Here is a 17,061-nt window from a genome sequence, read left to right as displayed (position 1 = left end):
CTCAGGGGCGAACTCGTGGATTTGGCTGACGACATCGAGCCCGAACGTCTTCCACGAGAACTGGCTGTCGCCTCGAAGTGCCTCGCCTAGGTTGCCGAGGATGCGGACCTCCTGGGCGTTGGGATACCAGTTCGGCCACTTCGGCGCCTCGACGATGTGCCGCCAGACGGTCGAACACGACGTCCCGATATGGAGCTCGTTGTGCGCAAACAGATCTGCGTCCTCAGGCGTGTGGCCGGCGGGCCAGTGAATCTGAGCCGAGCGCCGAGCCCAGTCATCTGCAAGGGCTGGAGGCGATTGCGCAAAAGCCGGCGCCGCCACCGTGCTCACTCCTGCCAGGAGGCCCAGGAATGCACAAGCGATCGCCCTCCGGCTGCCGGCACGGAATATGACTCGCTCCGTGTCAATATTATCCATGGTCGAATACTCCTCCCCAAGGCGCTTGATGCGGCGATCGCCGGCCTTCGCTCAGGCGAACGACTGCAACATATGAAGCCGCCCTTAATTTCGATATCCTGAATTATCTTAATTCTCTCTTCGGCAAAGCCGAACACCATGGATCAGATCGCCGCAATGACACTCTTCGCCCGGATCGTGCAGACCGGATGGTTCGCCAGGGCCGCCCAGAGCGTTGGAATTTCGGCAGCGGCGGCGACCGAGCGGATCGCGAAGCTCGAGCGCCTCTACGGGGCGCGATTGTTGAACCGAACCACAAGGGCCGTCGGGCTGACGGATGCCGGGCAACGATACTACGATGCCTGCCTGGACGTGCTGAGACGCATCGAGCAACTCGAGTTGGACCTCGGTCACGCGGGAGAGGCCGAAGCCGGATCGGTGCGCATCAGCTCCAACGCTGCGATCGGCCGATGCATCCTGGTGCCTGGCCTTATTGAGTTCGCTCAACTGCATCCCGGGATCCGGCTCGAGCTGATCCTGTCCGATGCGCGAGTGGACTTCGTCCGCGAGCGCGTGGACTTTGCAGTCCGGATCGGCGGCCTCGAAGACCAGGATCATTTGCTTCGCCGGCTCGGCGCTCCCCGCAGAGTTCTCGTCGCAGCTCCGGACTACCTTCGGACCGCCCCGCCTCTGAACGCGTCCCAAGACCTGCCAAAGCACCGGCTGGTCGACTTCCTCCTCCCGAATGCCGAACGGACGCTCGAGTGGGAGTTCGAAATAGACCAAAGAAAATCGACGATGGCGTATACTGGAATCGCGGCCGTCAACGATGCGTAGGCTCGCCTCGAATGGGCGGCCTCAGGCCTGGGCGTCGCGCAGTCGGTCTGCTTCGTGGCGAGACCGTTTCTTGCGAGCGGCCGCCTCGTGCGGTTGCTCCCTGAACTCGAAACCGCCGCTCCGGATGTCTCCCTCCTCTCTCCCCGCGGCCCGGGCCGGCCGAGACGCGTACACTTGGCTCTCGACTTCTGCGCAACGCTCGTTCGACGAGCACTGGCGCTGCCGCTTCCAGAGTCCTCCGAAATGGCAGCCCCTGGGGTTGCAGGACCTTCAGCCGCAACGGCTGACCCGAACGGCAACCGACCGCTCCCGCACCACCGCTGACGGCGCCTATCGAGGCGCTGCCCATTCGAGCGCGCCTCGCCGCAGTGGATCTCGTCAACGGCGTTCGTTTCCCTCGACGATGGCGTCGGCGACGGCGGGCTGCCGTTCGGGCAGACGATCGTAAGGCCGATGGCGGACAGGCCCTCCGCGAAGGTCCCGCGGCGTTGATCAGGCGCGATGCGCGAGATCCGGCCGGCGCATCATCGCCGACATCAAGGCCGCCTGCTGCATCGAAGTCCGTGCGCACGGCGACGCGAAACCGTTCCACGGCTTGCCCCATCGGCGCGTCGGCCTCGCCCACGTCGGCGACACGGTCGGCCGGGCAGGATTCCGGCCGAGGGGTGCTCGGCGCAAGCTGGACTCATGCCGGAGCATCCCGTGTCGGCGAAGCACGCTGCGCGAAGACCTCCTTCACCGCGAACAGGCCGTTGAGCGCAGCGGAAAACCCAGCGGAGACGGCCATCTGCATGATGACCTCGATGAATTCCTCGCGCGAGAGGCCGACATTCAGCCCCGCCTCGATATGCACCCGCAGTTGCGGGGCGGCATTGCCCATCGCGATGAGCGCCGCGATCGTGGCAATCTCTCGCGAGCGCAAATCCAGGCCTGCCCGGGAGTAGATGTCGCCGAACGGGAACTCGAAGAGATAGGTGGCGAAGTCGGGGGCGATGTCGGCGAGTGCCGCCACGACATTGTGACCCGCTTCACCGTCTATGCCTGCCTGCCGCGTTCCGGCCGGCATTCTCCAGCGTTTGGGGCGGGTCGCGTCATAGCCCTTGATCCTCTTCTCCATGTCGGCATAGCCGCCGATCTTGGCGTCAAGGACGAGAAGACAAGCTTGCAGCTCGACGATGCGCGCCCGGACGCGCTCGCGGTGCCGTTCCAGCAAGGCACGTCGCGCGCCGCCTCCGTGCCGACGCCCTGCTCCCACACAGCCGCATAGTCCAGCATCTCCTGGATCGGCATGCGGGCGGCCTTGAGGCACTCCAGGGACCCCATCCATGCGGGGATCGAGGCGTCGTGGCTGCGTCGGCCCGATGGATCCCGGCCCGCATAGAGAAGCGGCCCAATCCGCTCATTGTCGCGAATCGTATGGGCGGAGAGTCCCGAACGCTTCGCCGCCCCGATCCTCAGGTCCACCTGTCTCTCGTCACGGCACCAAGGACTGCAAAAGTTGGAGCACTTCAAGTCAAGGGACATTCCGGACGTAGGCCCTCATTTCCGATCCGGCACCGCCTTCCATACACATTGCTCCAATCCCGGCCCGATCTCTCGGACATACCCAACCTGTCCGAGCGCGACTCAATGTGAAGGAGACGAAAAATCTCCCCCACCGCGGCAAGCGCAGCGGGGGACTTTCGTGCGTCTCGCGGCAAGCTACTGTGACCATTTCCCCTATCAGATGCCCCGGCAGGTGATCATCTTCTGCCCGTCCGCCCAACTGGATTTGGGTCTATGGTAACCCATTCGTTTTCACGAGGATCTACTAACTTCTCGTTTTCACGAGGATCTACTAACTTCTCCATCTGCTTCCGCTGCATCCTCGTACTCCCCAAATGTTGCTCCTCCGCCACGGTAAACGCGCTCAAGAAGATATCCGGCTCCGTGAGCCCAGCTTCCGGATGGCTGGCAACAAGTTCCTTCGCCTCGACCATCCCGCCTTCCGAAAGCACGTTGGCCAGCTCGGTCCGCATATCGCGCTCGGCTTGGCTGAGAGTGCCACGGACCCGCTGCAAATCGGCGCGATCCTCCGAATCACGGGGGCTCGTGCGAAACGCCGCTCGCTGCTGTTCGAGCTCCCCCCTCGCCATCTGGACCCTGCTGACGGCCGCCTCGAATGCCGTCACAGCGCTGTCGTCGGAATCGGGAGCGGTCTCAAATCTGTCGAGTGGAATCGATGAGATTGCCATCACTGCCCTCCTGCATTGTCGCACGAGTAGCCACGGTCCGGCCCGACGAAGGTCAGTGGCGCCAACCGTCGCACATGCCGGTCGCCCGGCCACCACGCGGAACGATAGTGATCGAATCTTGGTATTGGGACTGAAATCGGTAGAAATCAGATATTGATGAATTCTCTGACACGCCTGTTCAGAGCTGATGAGCGACCTGCAGCGCTTGGTCCCGGAACCAGCGATGCGCCGGATCGTTGTGAGTTCGGGCGTGCCAGGCCATGTGGACATCAAATCCCGGGAGCGCGAGCGGCGGCTGGAGGATCAGAAGGCCGTGAGCGGCGAAGCTTCGGCCGATCCGGGCCGGCAGCGTCGCGATCAGATCGGTCTCCGCCAGAATCCGCGGCACGATCAGAAAGTCGTGGACCGAGACGGCGACCCGCCGGACGCGCCCGAGGTCGGCGAGGGCCTCGTCCACCACTCCGGTGAACCCGCCCCCGGACGTCGACACCAGGACGTGCTCGGCTTCGCAGAAGGCCGCGAGGTCGAGCTGGCCGCTCGCGGCGGGGTGGCCTTGTCGCATCGCGCACACGAACTGCTCCCGGTAGACCGGCCGGGCGCGCCAGTGTGGAAGCAGGTCCGCACGGGTGACGAAGAGCAGGTCGAGACGCCCAGTCTCGAGCTCATGGTCGAACGTGTCGACGGCGACGCGCTTCAGCGCCAAGCGCAGACCCGGGGCAGACCGCCGCAGGCGGCGCAACAGCGGGACGCCGAGCACGGCCTGGATCGCATCGGCGGCCGCGACCCGAAGCGTCATGGCGGTCGTCGCCGGGTCGAACCCGGCGCGTTCTGCCATGAACGCTTCGAGATCCGCGAGCAACTGCTTCAGCGGCCCCGCCAGTTCCAGGGCGCGATCGGTGGGCAGGACGCCCCTGGCCTGCGGGATGAGGAGAGGGTCACCGAATATCCGCCGCAGGTGCCGCAGTTGGGTCGACATCGCGGATTGGCTCTTGCCCAGGCGCCTGGCGGCTCGGGTCACATTGCGCTCTGTCAAGAGAGCATCGAGCGAGACCAGCAGATTCAGATCGACACGGTGCAGGTCCATGGACTAGGCATCCACGCTATCAATTGCTCGTATTGTAGCAATGAATTTCACGAATGATAGTGCATGGCGTTACTCCGAGGCCGTCGCAACCAGCGGAGGAATCCCCAATGTCCCTCGACAGGCAACGGATCCTGATCGTCGGCGGAACCAGCGGAATCGGGCTCTCGACGGCCGTGCTTGCATCGCAACGCGGCGCCGAGGTAATCGTCACCGGACGCACCCCGGACCGCGTCGCCGAGGCTGAACAGGCCCTCGCCCGAGCCGGGCGAGGTGTCACGGTCGACTTCACCGACGACGGTTCAGTCGAGCGGCTGATGACGGAGGCGGCTCGGATCGACCACCTTGTCTTGGCCGCTTCGACCGAGGCAGCGTGGGGCCCGTTTGCGGATGTTCCGGTTGCGCGGCTCGAGCGCGCCATGCAAGGAAAGCTCTTCGGCTACTGGCGCTGCGCACAGGCAGCGCTGCGCATACTGCGCCCCGACGGATCGATCACGATGCTCGGCGGCGCCGCGTCACGGACCGCGATGCCGGCAACCGCCGCTCTCGCTGCGGTCAACGGGGCGATCACGCAACTCGGCCAGTCGCTGGCACGGGAACTGGCGCCGATCCGTGTGAACGTCATCTCGCCCGGACTTGTCGATACGCCTGCCTACGACGGAATGCCGGCCGATCATAAACAGGCGATGTTCAGCAGTGTCGCCCAGCGCCTGCCCGTCGGGCGAACCGGCAGGCCGGAGGACATCGCCGAGGCGATCCTCATGGTGATCGGCAACGGCTTCATCACCGGCGCGCTGCTTGACGTCGACGGGGGCGCCCGCTGAACGCACCGGCCCTGGTAAAGGCCGGACCGTGTGGAACGCCGCCCCCGGCTCGAGTTACGGCGCCGGATCGATGTCCGTATCCTGCCGCGCGCAGACCTGAAGTCCTTCGGGGGGAAGCGCGGTCAGGCGGCGGCCGCTCCAAAGGCCGTCAACGGTCATCCACGCCTTTCAAGCGATGGCCCGTCCAGTTCTAGCCCGTCCCCCCATCGATGAAGTTGTAGATCGTCCGCAGTTGTCCGTTCTCGACCACGGCCACGTCAAGTCCCTGGGTCGCGGGGGTCGCCGCGTTCGCCAATCCAAACGCCCAGTTGAAGCGCACCACGTCGTGATGGCCGTCGACCCGGCCTGCCAGGCGAAACACGAAGCCGGGAAACTCGCTCTGCAGACCGCCAATCAGCGCTTCGATGGCATCGCGCCCCGCGACCGCGCTTCGCGCGTCGACGAACTCGCAGCCTGGGGTACAGACCGCATCGATCATCGAGCGACGGCGTCTTTCGTCGGTCTCGTTCCACATGTCGATATAGGTCCGCACCAGCTTGTCCGATTCTTCCCTCATGCCGTCTCTCCAGATTCGGTGTCGATGTCGATCCCGGGAAGGGTCACATCCTGAAGAAGCGCTTTCCCTTGCCGGGATTGCGCACGCTTTCGCCGATCGCGGTCGTGAACTCCTCCAGCGAGTGCATCCCGCCAACGGGGACGCTGAATTCCGGGCGGCCGGCGATGCCGGCGATTTCGCGAAGGACGTAGGCGTCCGAGGCCTTGGGCGGGTCGAAGAAATAGCGGTAGACGTGGGCCCGGATCTCGAGCCCCTTGAGCAGCACGTCGAAATTGTGCAGCTCGAAGCGGTCAGGGCTCATGCCGCCGTTGATCACGACGTGCCCGCCGAAGCCCATGCTTCGGATCAGTTCGCCCGTCACGGGCCCACCGACGCTGTCGATGAGGGCGCCGATGCCGTTGCCGCCCGTGATCGCCATGACCTGCTCACCGATACTCTCGGAGGCCGCGGAAAGATCGATCACCGCCGCTGCTCCCATGGTCCGCAGATCCAGATCCTTTCGCGCCCGGCGCGCGACCGACAGGACATGCACGTCCCGTTGCTTGGCGAACTGCTGCGTCATGATCGACACCGTCGAATATCCGGCGGTCAGCGCGAGCCAGGACCCGGGCTGCGGCCGCGCGGCCTCGAGCAGATCCCAGGCCGTAATGAGATTGAAGAACTGGCTCCCCTTCTCGACCGGGAAATCGCGGGGCAGCGGCATCAGCCATTCTGCCGGAACCGCGGCGTATTCGGCCCAGCTGTTGTAGTAGCTGAAGGCCACCGGAGTGCCGACAGCCACAGTCACATTCCGACCGACCGCCTCGACCACACCCATGCCGTGATTTCCGCCAATCTGCTGCGGGAACTGAGGTTTCTTGGGCTCCGGATAGAGGTTCTCGACGAACAGGAAGTCTCCGGGACTGATCGGTGCCGCGACCATTCTGACGAGAGCCTCGCCGTCCTTTGGCTGCGGCATCGGGAGATCGGTGAGATAAAGGACATCGAGCGGCGAACCAATCCTGTCGAAGACAAGCGCTTTCACAGCCATCTCCCGAATAGCGTAGTGGGGGCAAGATGAGTGTCGTCGGCACAGATCGTCTCTCCTGCCGGACACCTGGCCCGGCAGGACTTGATCGAAGCCCGGCGCCTTGCTGTCGGACAGCCTCGGAACGTCGACCGGAACCGCTGTGCCCCGAGAGGGACTTCAGCCTCGAACTCTCTCTCGGCGATGGACGACGGTCGGCATCGTATCCGTCCGGGGCCGGATAGAAATTGGCTATCTAGACAATTGTTATGCTAAGATTGCCATACAGACCTTGTGCGTCTTCGATGCCAAGAGGAGAATGGCATGGCCTCTCGGCCCATTCATGTCGTGATCTGGCTGCCGTCGACCTTCTATTCGGCCGTCGCCGCCACCATCGCCGAGATGTTCGATCTCGTGAACACCATCCGCCAATCGGAGACCTTGTCCCTGGAGTTCGTCTCACGCCACGCAAGGGCCGCCACCAGCCTGGGCGTCCGCTTTGAGGCGAAGCCTCAGCCCTCACGGCCCATGGATGCACTCATCCTCCTCGCCATGCCGGGACTGAAAATTCCCGACCTGCTCCGGTCCCTGGAGGCCGAGACTCCGCATGCAGCACCGCTGATTGCCATGGCGCGGCAGCGCGATGCGATCATCGCTGCCCATTGCGGGGCGAGTTATTTCCTGGCCAGCAGCGGCGTGATCGACCGCAAGCGCGCCACGATCTCATGGTGGCTGAAAGCGGATGCGCTGAAGCGATTTCCCCGCGTCAAATGGGACCCCTCCCGCCTGCTCATCCGGCACGGGAGAATTTATACCTGCGGGGGAGGCTTTTCCGGTCTCGAGCTCGCCCGGGCCCTCATCACCGACCTGGGGTTCGAAAGGGAGGAGCGTATCGTACGCAAGCTCCTCGTCCTGCCGCCATCCCGTCGCCTCCAGACCCCATACGAGTTTCCACTCGACGACATCGTACCGACCCCGGATCCGTTCAGAGCAGGGATCGCAGCCTTGTCCCGAGAGCATCTCCAGACCCTGAACCTGGCCTTCCTCGCCGAGCATCTCAGATTGTCGCCCAGAACACTCGCCCGCCGGTTTGCCGAGGAGTTGCAGACGACACCCGGGCAGTGGATCCAGGATCAGCGGATGGCGGCCGCGAAGGGCCTGCTGGAAGGCACCAAGCTGACGGTCTCGGAGATCTGCTATCGCGTCGGGTACCAGGACGTGGCGTCGTTCAGCCGGCTCTTCTCCAGGACCATGGGTCTCCCACCGGGCGAGTACCGCCGTCAGTGCCAGTAGGCGCGGTATTCCGCAACGGCCTGCGGGCATTCGGATGGCATACAGGCGATTCCTGTGGCGACCAGCCGGCACTGACGGCCTTCGGGGATTTCCTGAGCCGCCCCCCCGAGGCGCATGCCGTGTTGGAGCATACCCGTTCCCTCGCCGGGAAAGAGCTGGTGCCGCATCGCCCATACGGAACCTCGAGGCCGAAATTGGCGAAGCGCTCCTGGCCGACCTCCCGGAACCGCCGATCCCCGGTCGCCTGGTCCGGGCGGGATGCGGCTCATCGTCGTTCCACCGCAGCCACGTCGTCACTATCCGTGACGACAGCTACCGCCTGCGCGAGAAGCGGCGGTCCGGCCTGCTCAAGACCGGCAGTCTCGATGGGCCGCAGGGGAAGACCACCGCCCGACCTGCTCCCGGGGCTTCGGGGCAGGTCGGGCATCGTTCTGACGACAGGGGCAGTTCTCATCGTCGCCAGGGGAGGTCAGTTCTCTGTGTCGGTTGTCAGACGGCTCGCGGTCACCGAGCTCCGACTCGTCACCGGGTAGATGCCGGACCGGTCGTGCCTCAGAACCGAAACTGCGGCGACGAGGCGCTCAGCACCGCAGCCCTCGGCTCGCATCGCCAGATGTCTCGTATTTCCTCGGAGGTGGCCGCCACGAGCGTCCCGACATCGTCTTGGGCCTTGTCATGCATCGCCTCGGCGACGATCAGCACATCGCGGCTTTCGGGCCCGACGGCCGAATGACCGCTCTGGCGGTTGGTCCATCGCCGGGCATGACAGCGGCCAGCGCCGTCGGCGAAGACGACTTCGCCCTTCTCCGGCGCCTCCACGGCGCCGGAGAAGGTCAGATAAGTCTCATCTCCGACCGCCCGGCGGACTTCGAGATGGTCCGCGACCTTCGAGACGTCGAACACGGCAACCGGAATCGCGAATGCGAGCGAGAGCGCATTGCAGAGATCGACCAGCGGATGGATCCGGGGCAGCGCGCCATCCTGGCGGAAGCGCCGAAGGAGAGCTTCGGAAGCCGAGCGATACTGCGTCGGCTTCAACCCCATCCTCGAGAAGGCTCTCCTCCAGGCCTGAATCTCCGGCAGCTCGCTTTCGGAACCGCCGTTGAGTCGGCTTGCGGCGATCCCGTAGAGCCGGGACAACGACGTATCGACAGAAGCGCATTCGGTGATGCCGGTGACGAAGACCACGGCGGCCGCGAGCTCCGGAAAATCCCGCCAGATATCCGGCGAATGACGGAAGAGCATGGATGGCCTCTTGATGGCGGTTCGATTGGTCAAGGTCCGGTCGTACGGCGGTCCGACCTGCGCAAAGGAAACCGGCCCGAGCGAGCGAACCTGGATTGTCCAGCCGGCAAGCGGAAGGCTGCCCGACATGTTCGATGGCCGCGGCTCCCGGCGCCCGCACGCGCCTGTCGCCCGACCCGATCGGGCCACACCGTTTCACGGCACCTGGCGTCCATCGGCGCGTTCCGGGGCTGTTCGACGAGCCCGCGGCCGGGTGCGCACGTCGGACGGCGGTGCGCCTGGCGCCCACCGTGGGCGGCGCCTCGGACCAGTGCGTCCAGCGCATGATTGATCCGAGCGGTCTCGAATCGCGGCGCCGGAGTTGCGCTCCCAATCTCGCAGCCAAGGCCGCAGAGCCCCTCGACCTCGATGTGGGCCGCCGAACACCCGCAACGACGGGAATACCATCTCGTCCTCTGAGCCAGCCCCCTCGTCCATCAGCGGCCCTCAAGCATCGTCTCTCCGATATGTGGCCCTGGCGCCGGCCCACCGCAGGGTGGCCGGCCTCCGATTGACGCAGCCCGACGCCTGCCACTCGATCCGCGGCCCCCGGCGAGATGCGAGCCATCGGCAGCCTCGCCCCCGTACAGGGCTCAGCCAGGCCGGGCGGGGTCAACGGAAATAATCCTCGACTGTCTGTGCCTCACGGTTGATCAGTTCGACGTCGGCCGCGCTCTGGCCGATGGATCCGGGGCGCAGCACGTCGACCAGCGCGCCGCGCAGGATCTGTTGCTCGCCGTCATCGGTCCTGAGCCGCCCGAAGATCTCCGCCGGCACGATCCCGCGCCGTCTCATCAAGGCCCAGGCCTCATCGCTGCCCTTCTGCTCGGCGACAGCCACGAGGATGCCGACCATCGCCGACGCATCGACGTCCAGATACCGGACCGGTGCCATCGGCCCCAAGGTGTAGGTCAGCGTCGTTCTCTCGCCGTACCTTTCTCCGGCCTCCCTTTCCAGCTCATCGATCGGCCTCCCCCTCCGGCTCTCGATGGCGGAAGGAAGCCTCCCCTCGAACCCGCTCTGCTGCAGGAAGCGGCTTCGGATCTCCTGATCCGTTACGTCCTGTTCGAGAAAGCGGACAAATTCGACGGTCGGATCCTCGAAATAGACGACCCTCTCGGGGCCGCGGTCGTTCGGTCCGAGAGTTGCGGGATCGAGCACGGCGCCGCCGTTGGTGTTCATGAAGAACGGGTGCTCCTGCTCGGCGACAGTCTCGATCACCCGCTTGAACATCGAAGAACGCCTGTCTTCTGACGGCGCGGCCGAAATCAGCGCCACGACCTCGAAGGGCGAATGGTCGGCCGAGCCGGTCCGGGCGATGATATCGACGAACGCGTCCTGCTCCCTCTCGGTAAGCCGCGAAAAGGCCTCGGGTGTGTCGACCACAGCGAATGTTCGCCCCAGGACAGCTTTGTCCGTGAGATCATAGCTCTCCGCCACCTCAGCCGCGTCGAGCGACAGGTTGTAGGCATCTCCAAGATTGTCGCGATATTCCGGGTTCTTCCGGAGAAAGGAGCCTTCTCCCAGGGCACCGCTCGCCCGGCTGGCGAAAGACCCCCACAGCCGCGTGCCATCAGAGCCGATGCTCAGGGACTTGCCGAGCGCGACGATCTGTTCGTCCGTGAACTGAACCGAGAGCGTCCCCAGAAGGTCTGCCTTCCTCTGCACGGCAGCCTGCCAGGAGGGTTCATAGATGCTCCTGCTCGATACAGCCTCCAGCACGGAAAGCGGCAGGTACTTGCTGATATGGCCGTCGTCGCCAGCGGCGGTGCCGGAGCTGGAAAGCTGGTAGAGATCGTTTCCCTGCCCGGTCCGCTGCGCGTGCTGATTCTCAGACTCCCACCCGAACATCGGTTTCCGGATCAGCTCGTAGCTGTGGTAGGTGCTCTTCTCGGTCTTCGTCTCGCCGCGCGTGATCGTCTTGCTGGCGAGCGGGACGAGGAGGGTCGGCCTGTGGCCTTCCGTATCGCGCCTGCTGAGGGAGACGATCTTGAGTCCCGGCGCGATCATGTCGCCGGGTTTGAGGTGGCGCCGAAGGAAATCATTGAGATCCCCTCGTGCCTCGCCGTAAGCACGCTCCGCCGCCGACACCGCGGTCCGACGCGCTTCCTCTTGAGCCGGATCGGCCGAGCCAGGCTTTGACTTCGCCTCGTTCAAGGCGACCTCCGCTCGAATGAAGGTGCCGCGCACGGTCCGGTACGTCTCCGCCGCGTCGCCTTGGAAGCGCCCCTCCATGGAGGTCGCTTCGGGAAGCAGCCCGTCAGCCAGATAGCGATCGAGCGCCGCGCGCGTCCACGGCTGCAGAACCGGCCTGCCATTCGGGTCGGCCGGCACCGTGATCTGCAGGGATTCGCCTGCCATGTGCGCATCCCAAGAATGGCCGCCGGGTCCCACACCGAACACCCCGACGTTCCAGGACCAGTCACTCCGCGGCTCGTCGTACCGTGCCACCGTCCAGGTGTCCCCGCCGGTCCGGCTGATATTGGTCGTGATGCTCGTTCCTCGGCCGCGGCTGACTCCCGCATTGAGATACCAGAGAAATCCCATGACCCGCATGGAGGAGGAGTCCTGCGAGGTCGACGCGACCCGCACGCCGGTCGGCAGGTCGAGCGGCGAGACCCCCCCGCGGGCCAGCTTACCGTGATATTCCTTTGCCTTCCGTTCGGCTCCGTCGGCATCACCGTCGACGACATCGACCGAGACCTCCACATTGCTCGACCGGTCCGTGCTGAATCCGAGGCCCAGAGCCCGGCCGCCCCTGCCGTACATGCCCCCCAGATCGAAGGCGAAGACCGATGGATCCGAGTAGCTCACGCTCGGCGTCCGGCCGTCGGCGCCACCCAGCAGGTCGAAGCGGGTCGTGGGCCGGCTTGGATCGGAATGGATCCCCACCTGCCCGAGCGTCCATCCCGTGCCGCCCCAGATGCTGCCGCCGGTCAGCCCGCCCCCATCGGGATCCCAGGTGACCATCGGCCAGATCTGGTAGCGGCTGGTGCCCCATTCCGTCACGGTGCCGATGCCGCTCGGCACCCAGTCACCCGCTTCGGTCTTTCCCATCTGGAACTGCAGCCCGTAGGAGTGATGGGGCTGGGAGTTGAGAGGCATCGGCGACCCGAGCAGGCCGAAGGGCGCCGCGAGCGCTCCACCGAGGCGCTCGGCCGTTCCATCCGGCGCATTCATCCAGTTGACGCCGGTGATCGCCGGCGTCCGGCCCCGGCTGTCCTCGGGATCAAGGTCGTCCACCTTGCCGTCGAAGGTCTTGCTTTCGTCACTCCGCCCGCTGAAAACCGTGACGCCGCCGCCGGCATCGGTCCAATGGCCCGTAACCTTGACAAACTGCGAATCCGGATCCGTCACAGGTCGGTTGAGCATCTTCGCCGCCTGCTTCTCGGCCTCCGTCGCCTTCGGCAGGCGCTGCAGCTTGACGAGCCAGACCGCACCGCCGTTGACCGCATCGACCTGGAAGAACCCATGCGCCTGGTACTTGACCTCCCGGGTCTCCGGGACGGGGGAGCTGGCCGATGCGGACCCGTTCGCGCGGGGCAGGATCGAGGCCGCCCTGTCGATGAAGCGCGAGGGGTATCCTTTCACGAGGCCAAACAAGCCAACCCCTCCCAACGGATCCGTCATCCCTCTCGTCATCAGGTTGCCGCCCAGCATCTGGAGCGCGTTGCGCATTGCCGGCGACTGCGCATACTCGATGGGATTGATGTATCTGAGCTGCTTCTCGCCGCTGGGCGTGGTGAAGCCGAGCGCGAAGGCCTCCGCATCCTCGGCGGGCACGACCGTCCGTACGTCCGGCAGAATCCCGATGCCGAGAATCTCCTGGGCCGTCTTCAGCTGGGCCGCGCCGTAGGCCTGCGTGGTCGCATCGCCCCAGGGTGCCTTGAGGTCCTCACCCGTAATCGGGTCCTTTCCGCCCGTCAGATCGACAAGCTTGGCCGTTGCGATCGGCGTATTCTCGAACAGCGGCTGCAGCTGGTCGGCTGATCTCAGGCCCCAACGTTCCCATACCGGTTGTAGAGACGCCTGAGTGACCGGGTCGTAGCCGCCATGAAAATGCGCGCTCCAGGTCGCCTGGATCGACAGTGCGGTCGCCGGATCGACGCCCATGTTCAGCAGACTGCCGAGCGGTCCGTCTGTCTTCTGGAGCCGTGCATAGCCCTCGGAAGAGACGTTCCGACCGAGGTGATGGGATGCGACCTCCCACGGCTTCTCCACCAGGAGCATCTGCAAATCCTGCCGGGAGATCCCCATCTCTTCCCAGAGAGGCTTGCGAATGTCGCCGGTGACGATGTCGTGGCCGCCATAAACACTGGCAAGCGCCGCCCCTTCCAGGGGATTGCCTCCCGACATCGCTTCGGCGAGTTCGTCCGTCGATACGCCATAGGCCTCCTCCGGCATCGGGCTCGACTGTCCGTTGACCACACCGCCGAGATACCGCGCCGCGAGTGTCGCGCGGAGAGCTGGTTCGAGTTGGGATTTCGGGTCGTAGCTCGCCGTGAAGGGCGGAGGCATCTCCTTCCGCACGAAGACGACGTCACCCGCCCGGACTCTGTCCGGGTTCCCGATCTGCGGGTTGCGGGAACGGATCTCCCTCAGCTCGCCGTGCGAGATGCCGTAGAGCGTGTCGCCTGGCTGGACCGGGATCGCCTGCTCATCGGATCGGATCCGCGCCGGCTGCTGATCAAACCTGGCCCGTGCGTCGAGAGCCTGCCGGACCTCTCTATCCCAGTCTGCCGCGGGATCGGCGGCTGAAGGCGCGAGGGAGGGAACACGGCTCGGGAAACCAACAGGACGAAGGGACATGATATCTCGCGAAGAATCGATTGACGGCAAAATATATCGAACGAATATCCAGATAAAAATTATATATCCGTGACAAAATCTATTGATTCGAACATAAATTATAGATAAAAATAGAGTATACGTCGGATTATTGACGTATGTGAGCGAGAACAGTTTCTTCCTTCCACGGACGAGACTGACATGGGAGACCAACGCTCGGCTCTCTCTGCTGAAGACCTCCGATCGTCATCCGGCAGCAGCGGCAAGCCGTTCTGGTGCGCCGGCCTGCCTCCCGCCCCTGTCTCAGTCACGAGCTCCGTCATCCCCGGAGTTCGGGCGCTGGAACGAGAAATCTCACGCCGGGCAGCCGCGGCGAGGATCGCAAGGGCGACAACAGAGCATATCGACGCCACCCAGCCCAGGTCCCGGACGTCACCCCAAGAGATCGTGACCGCTCCGACCAGCGACCCGAAGGCCATGCCTGCATAGAGGGCCGATGAGTTGAGCGAGGCCGCCACCGTCCCCATATCCGGCGCGAGACGGATCAGTTGCACGATCTGCGCGGGATTGAATGCCCAGTTGAAGATGCTCAGGACCAGCACCAGAGGAACGAAGGCGATCAACGCCTGCCGGGCCGGCAGACCAGCGGCCGCGGACAGACAGACCAGCGACAGCGTCAGGCCGCCCAGTGCCCCGAGTTGCACCCGGAGCGGGCCGATGCGATCCGCGAGCTGGCCTCCCAGGACGTTGCCGACCGCGGCGCCCACCCCGAAGACGAATAACATGGCGCTGACGCCATCCGCCCCCAGATCGGCCGCCTCCATCAGAAACGGCGCGATGAAGGTGAGGAAGGCGAAGCCGGCGGTGATCTTGAAGAAGGTCACGAGGAGCGCGTGCTGCACCGCCGGCCGGCGGGCAACAGCCAATCTCTCGGCAAGAGTACTTGCTCGGGACGTCATGCGAGGCGGCAACCCAAGACCCAGGCCAAGGACTCCGACCAAGCCGAAGCCGGCAACAACCAGAAAGGTCGTGCGCCAGTCGGCATGGGCGCCGACCCACAGGCCGAGCGGCGCCCCGAGCGCCGTCGCCACGGTCATGCCGCCGGTCACGGCCGCGATCGCCCGCCCCCGCTGATCCGGCCCCACGAGGCCGGCTGCCGCCGCATAGGCCGTCGGGATGAACAGCCCCGCGCTGAGAGCCAGCACCACCCTGGCCGCGATCAACTGCCACAGGCCCTCCGTCACCGCCGCGAAAAGATTGCCGAGGGTGAAGGACAGAAGCGCGAGCACGAGAACACGGCGCCGGTCGACGCCCGCGCACAGGGCCGACAGGACAGGCGACCCGATCGCATAGGCGATCGCGAAGACCGTGACGAGGACCCCGGTGTCGGCGACGGATACCTGAAGATCCCGTGCGATTGCGGGCAGCAGCCCCACGATCATCAGCCCTTCCATGCCGATGGCGAAACTGCCAGTCGCAAGCCAAACCTGGGCACCGGGAACGGGACGGCCCATTCAGACCTCCTTGCGGCCGCCGCTCGAAGAGGCCGGATCGGAACGTCAGTTTGCGGGGGCGTGACGGCCGGGGATTGTACGAAAGCGAACCACTTAAGAGCCAGACCACCGATCCCCTGTCCGCAGACACGGCAAGAGGGTCTTGTCCGATCTCCGCAGCACCTCATCCACCCCATACACGCAGCTTCATCAGCTCCAGAAATGTCCGGTAGAACTCCTGCTCCGAGACGGTATTCCGATAGCTCTGCACCGCCTGCCGCCGCGCCACTTCGGGAAGCTCCTCATTTCCGAGAATGCGGACCAGCTCCTTGACTCGCCGCTTCGGCGGAAGCAGGTGCATCGAGGCGTCAAAAGCCGGCTTGATCGCCTCTCGAATCTGGTCGGGTTCGGTCAGTCCGCGCCGCTGTACGTCGGCCAAGGCGGCATCGAACCCGGGGTATAGTCCCAAGTAGGGCTCCTTCGCGTGCTGGTTGGCCAGCCTCCAGTCGAAAACAATGTTCATCTCGACGGCCACCTCGGCCACGATGGAATCCATCCGCACATCGGCGGCCCTCTGGTCTTCCAACCGATCTTCCGGCTCAAGCGAGTAAACATCTTTAGCCACGGTGAAGAATTCGAGCATGCTGTCCACGACGCCGCTCCGCTGGTCGGGTGGAACTGTTTCCAGGAACAGCCTTAGATTCTCCTTTTCGGCCGCCCGCACCGAGAATCTGTCCAGGCTGCTCCCGTGGAGAGCAGGCGTCACCAAGGGGGCATCGCCGAAGAAGAGGGCCGGAGGGCGATGCCCTCCCTGGCCGCGCTTCTCCAGATACTGATCCGGTGTCGGCCACTGCTCTCGAAGAAATGACACCCAGGGCCTGACGGTCTCCCTTATCCTCGGCTCCGTGCAGCCGGGAACCTGGTCCAGGATCTCCAAGACATTGTGCAAGATGCCTGCATCGGCGAAGGAGTGTCCGCCCCCTTCTTCGTTCAGTCCCAGGTCGTCCGGCGTCGGCAGGATCGGCTGACTTTCCCTTGCGCGGCCGACAGCCGCGTTCCATAGCGCCTTTTCGCTTTCCGCGGCGCCGTCGCCAAGCCGATCGACCGCAGCGTCGACGTGAACCGCTCCGATGCGTGTCACAAGCGCCCCCATCCCGATGACGTAATGCGGCCCAGCAAAGCTCGGTCGAGCCGCATGCCGGCCCTCCCCGAACAGGCCTTCGCGAAAGTCCTTGCCCTCCCGCCGCGGCCGCGGCGGCAGTACTGCAA

At 64.9% G+C, this 17,061-nt stretch carries 13 protein-coding genes; 3 read left to right on the top strand and 10 right to left on the bottom strand.

Annotated elements, in window-relative coordinates; all coding sequences use genetic code 11:
* The coding region (locus AAHM41_RS00555) for a hypothetical protein (protein ID WP_446719422.1) at nucleotides 1–417 on the bottom strand (417 nt) is incomplete at its 3' end.
* Between the two features lie 138 nt (nucleotides 418–555).
* Here AAHM41_RS00555 and AAHM41_RS00550 point away from each other — a divergent pair.
* Nucleotides 556–1,233, top strand: a complete 678-nt coding sequence (locus AAHM41_RS00550; protein ID WP_342234536.1) for a LysR family transcriptional regulator — start codon at nucleotides 556–558, stop codon at nucleotides 1,231–1,233.
* Nucleotides 1,234–1,918: 685 nt separating this feature from the next.
* On the opposite strand, the gene AAHM41_RS00545 is transcribed toward AAHM41_RS00550, so the two are convergent.
* The 3 genes from AAHM41_RS00545 to AAHM41_RS00535 all read right to left on the bottom strand — a co-directional run bounded on the left by AAHM41_RS00545 (nucleotide 1,919) and on the right by AAHM41_RS00535 (nucleotide 4,551).
* Nucleotides 1,919–2,446 (bottom strand): carboxymuconolactone decarboxylase family protein, encoded by a 528-nt coding sequence (locus AAHM41_RS00545; protein WP_342234535.1) that lies wholly within the window; start codon nucleotides 2,444–2,446, stop codon nucleotides 1,919–1,921.
* Nucleotides 2,447–2,975: 529 nt separating this feature from the next.
* Complete coding sequence (locus tag AAHM41_RS00540) at nucleotides 2,976–3,467, bottom strand: hypothetical protein (RefSeq protein ID WP_342234534.1); 492 nt, start codon at nucleotides 3,465–3,467, stop codon at nucleotides 2,976–2,978.
* A gap of 178 nt (nucleotides 3,468–3,645) precedes the next feature.
* Nucleotides 3,646–4,551: a LysR family transcriptional regulator gene (locus tag AAHM41_RS00535; RefSeq protein WP_342234533.1), complete on the bottom strand. Its 906-nt coding sequence runs from the start codon at nucleotides 4,549–4,551 to the stop codon at nucleotides 3,646–3,648.
* 107 nt (nucleotides 4,552–4,658) lie between these two features.
* Here AAHM41_RS00535 and AAHM41_RS00530 point away from each other — a divergent pair, with 107 nt between their 5' ends.
* Entirely contained in the window at nucleotides 4,659–5,372 is a 714-nt protein-coding gene (locus AAHM41_RS00530; RefSeq protein ID WP_342234532.1) for an SDR family oxidoreductase, read from the top strand.
* Between the two features lie 190 nt (nucleotides 5,373–5,562).
* On the opposite strand, the gene AAHM41_RS00525 is transcribed toward AAHM41_RS00530, so the two are convergent.
* Nucleotides 5,563–5,928, bottom strand: a complete 366-nt coding sequence (locus tag AAHM41_RS00525) for a nuclear transport factor 2 family protein (protein ID WP_342234531.1) — start codon at nucleotides 5,926–5,928, stop codon at nucleotides 5,563–5,565.
* A 43-nt stretch (nucleotides 5,929–5,971) separates the two neighbouring features.
* The gene (locus tag AAHM41_RS00520; RefSeq protein WP_342234530.1) at nucleotides 5,972–6,952 is read right to left on the bottom strand and encodes a quinone oxidoreductase family protein; all 981 of its coding nucleotides are present in this window, start codon (nucleotides 6,950–6,952) and stop codon (nucleotides 5,972–5,974) included.
* Nucleotides 6,953–7,258: 306 nt separating this feature from the next.
* Between AAHM41_RS00520 and AAHM41_RS00515 the strand changes: the two genes are divergently transcribed.
* Nucleotides 7,259–8,227: a GlxA family transcriptional regulator gene (locus AAHM41_RS00515; RefSeq protein WP_342234529.1), complete on the top strand. Its 969-nt coding sequence runs from the start codon at nucleotides 7,259–7,261 to the stop codon at nucleotides 8,225–8,227.
* A 552-nt stretch (nucleotides 8,228–8,779) separates the two neighbouring features.
* Here the strand turns inward: AAHM41_RS00515 and AAHM41_RS00510 are convergent.
* The 4 genes from AAHM41_RS00510 to AAHM41_RS00495 all read right to left on the bottom strand — a co-directional run bounded on the left by AAHM41_RS00510 (nucleotide 8,780) and on the right by AAHM41_RS00495 (nucleotide 16,933).
* Complete coding sequence (locus AAHM41_RS00510; RefSeq protein WP_342234528.1) at nucleotides 8,780–9,601, bottom strand: B3/B4 domain-containing protein; 822 nt, start codon at nucleotides 9,599–9,601, stop codon at nucleotides 8,780–8,782.
* A 522-nt stretch (nucleotides 9,602–10,123) separates the two neighbouring features.
* A complete protein-coding gene (locus AAHM41_RS00505; protein WP_342234527.1) occupies nucleotides 10,124–14,320 on the bottom strand; it encodes a LysM peptidoglycan-binding domain-containing protein in 4,197 nt (1,398 codons plus the stop codon).
* Nucleotides 14,321–14,418: 98 nt separating this feature from the next.
* Nucleotides 14,419–15,813 (bottom strand): MFS transporter, encoded by a 1,395-nt coding sequence (locus AAHM41_RS00500; protein ID WP_342234526.1) that lies wholly within the window; start codon nucleotides 15,811–15,813, stop codon nucleotides 14,419–14,421.
* Between the two features lie 163 nt (nucleotides 15,814–15,976).
* Nucleotides 15,977–16,933 (bottom strand): hypothetical protein, encoded by a 957-nt coding sequence (locus AAHM41_RS00495; RefSeq protein WP_342234525.1) that lies wholly within the window; start codon nucleotides 16,931–16,933, stop codon nucleotides 15,977–15,979.
* Between the last annotated feature and the right edge of the window lie 128 nt (nucleotides 16,934–17,061).

This window comes from Inquilinus sp. OTU3971 (assembly GCF_038440215.1).
The sequence above is the reverse complement of the archived record's forward strand: the minus strand, read 5'-3'. Positions and strand labels throughout refer to the sequence as shown.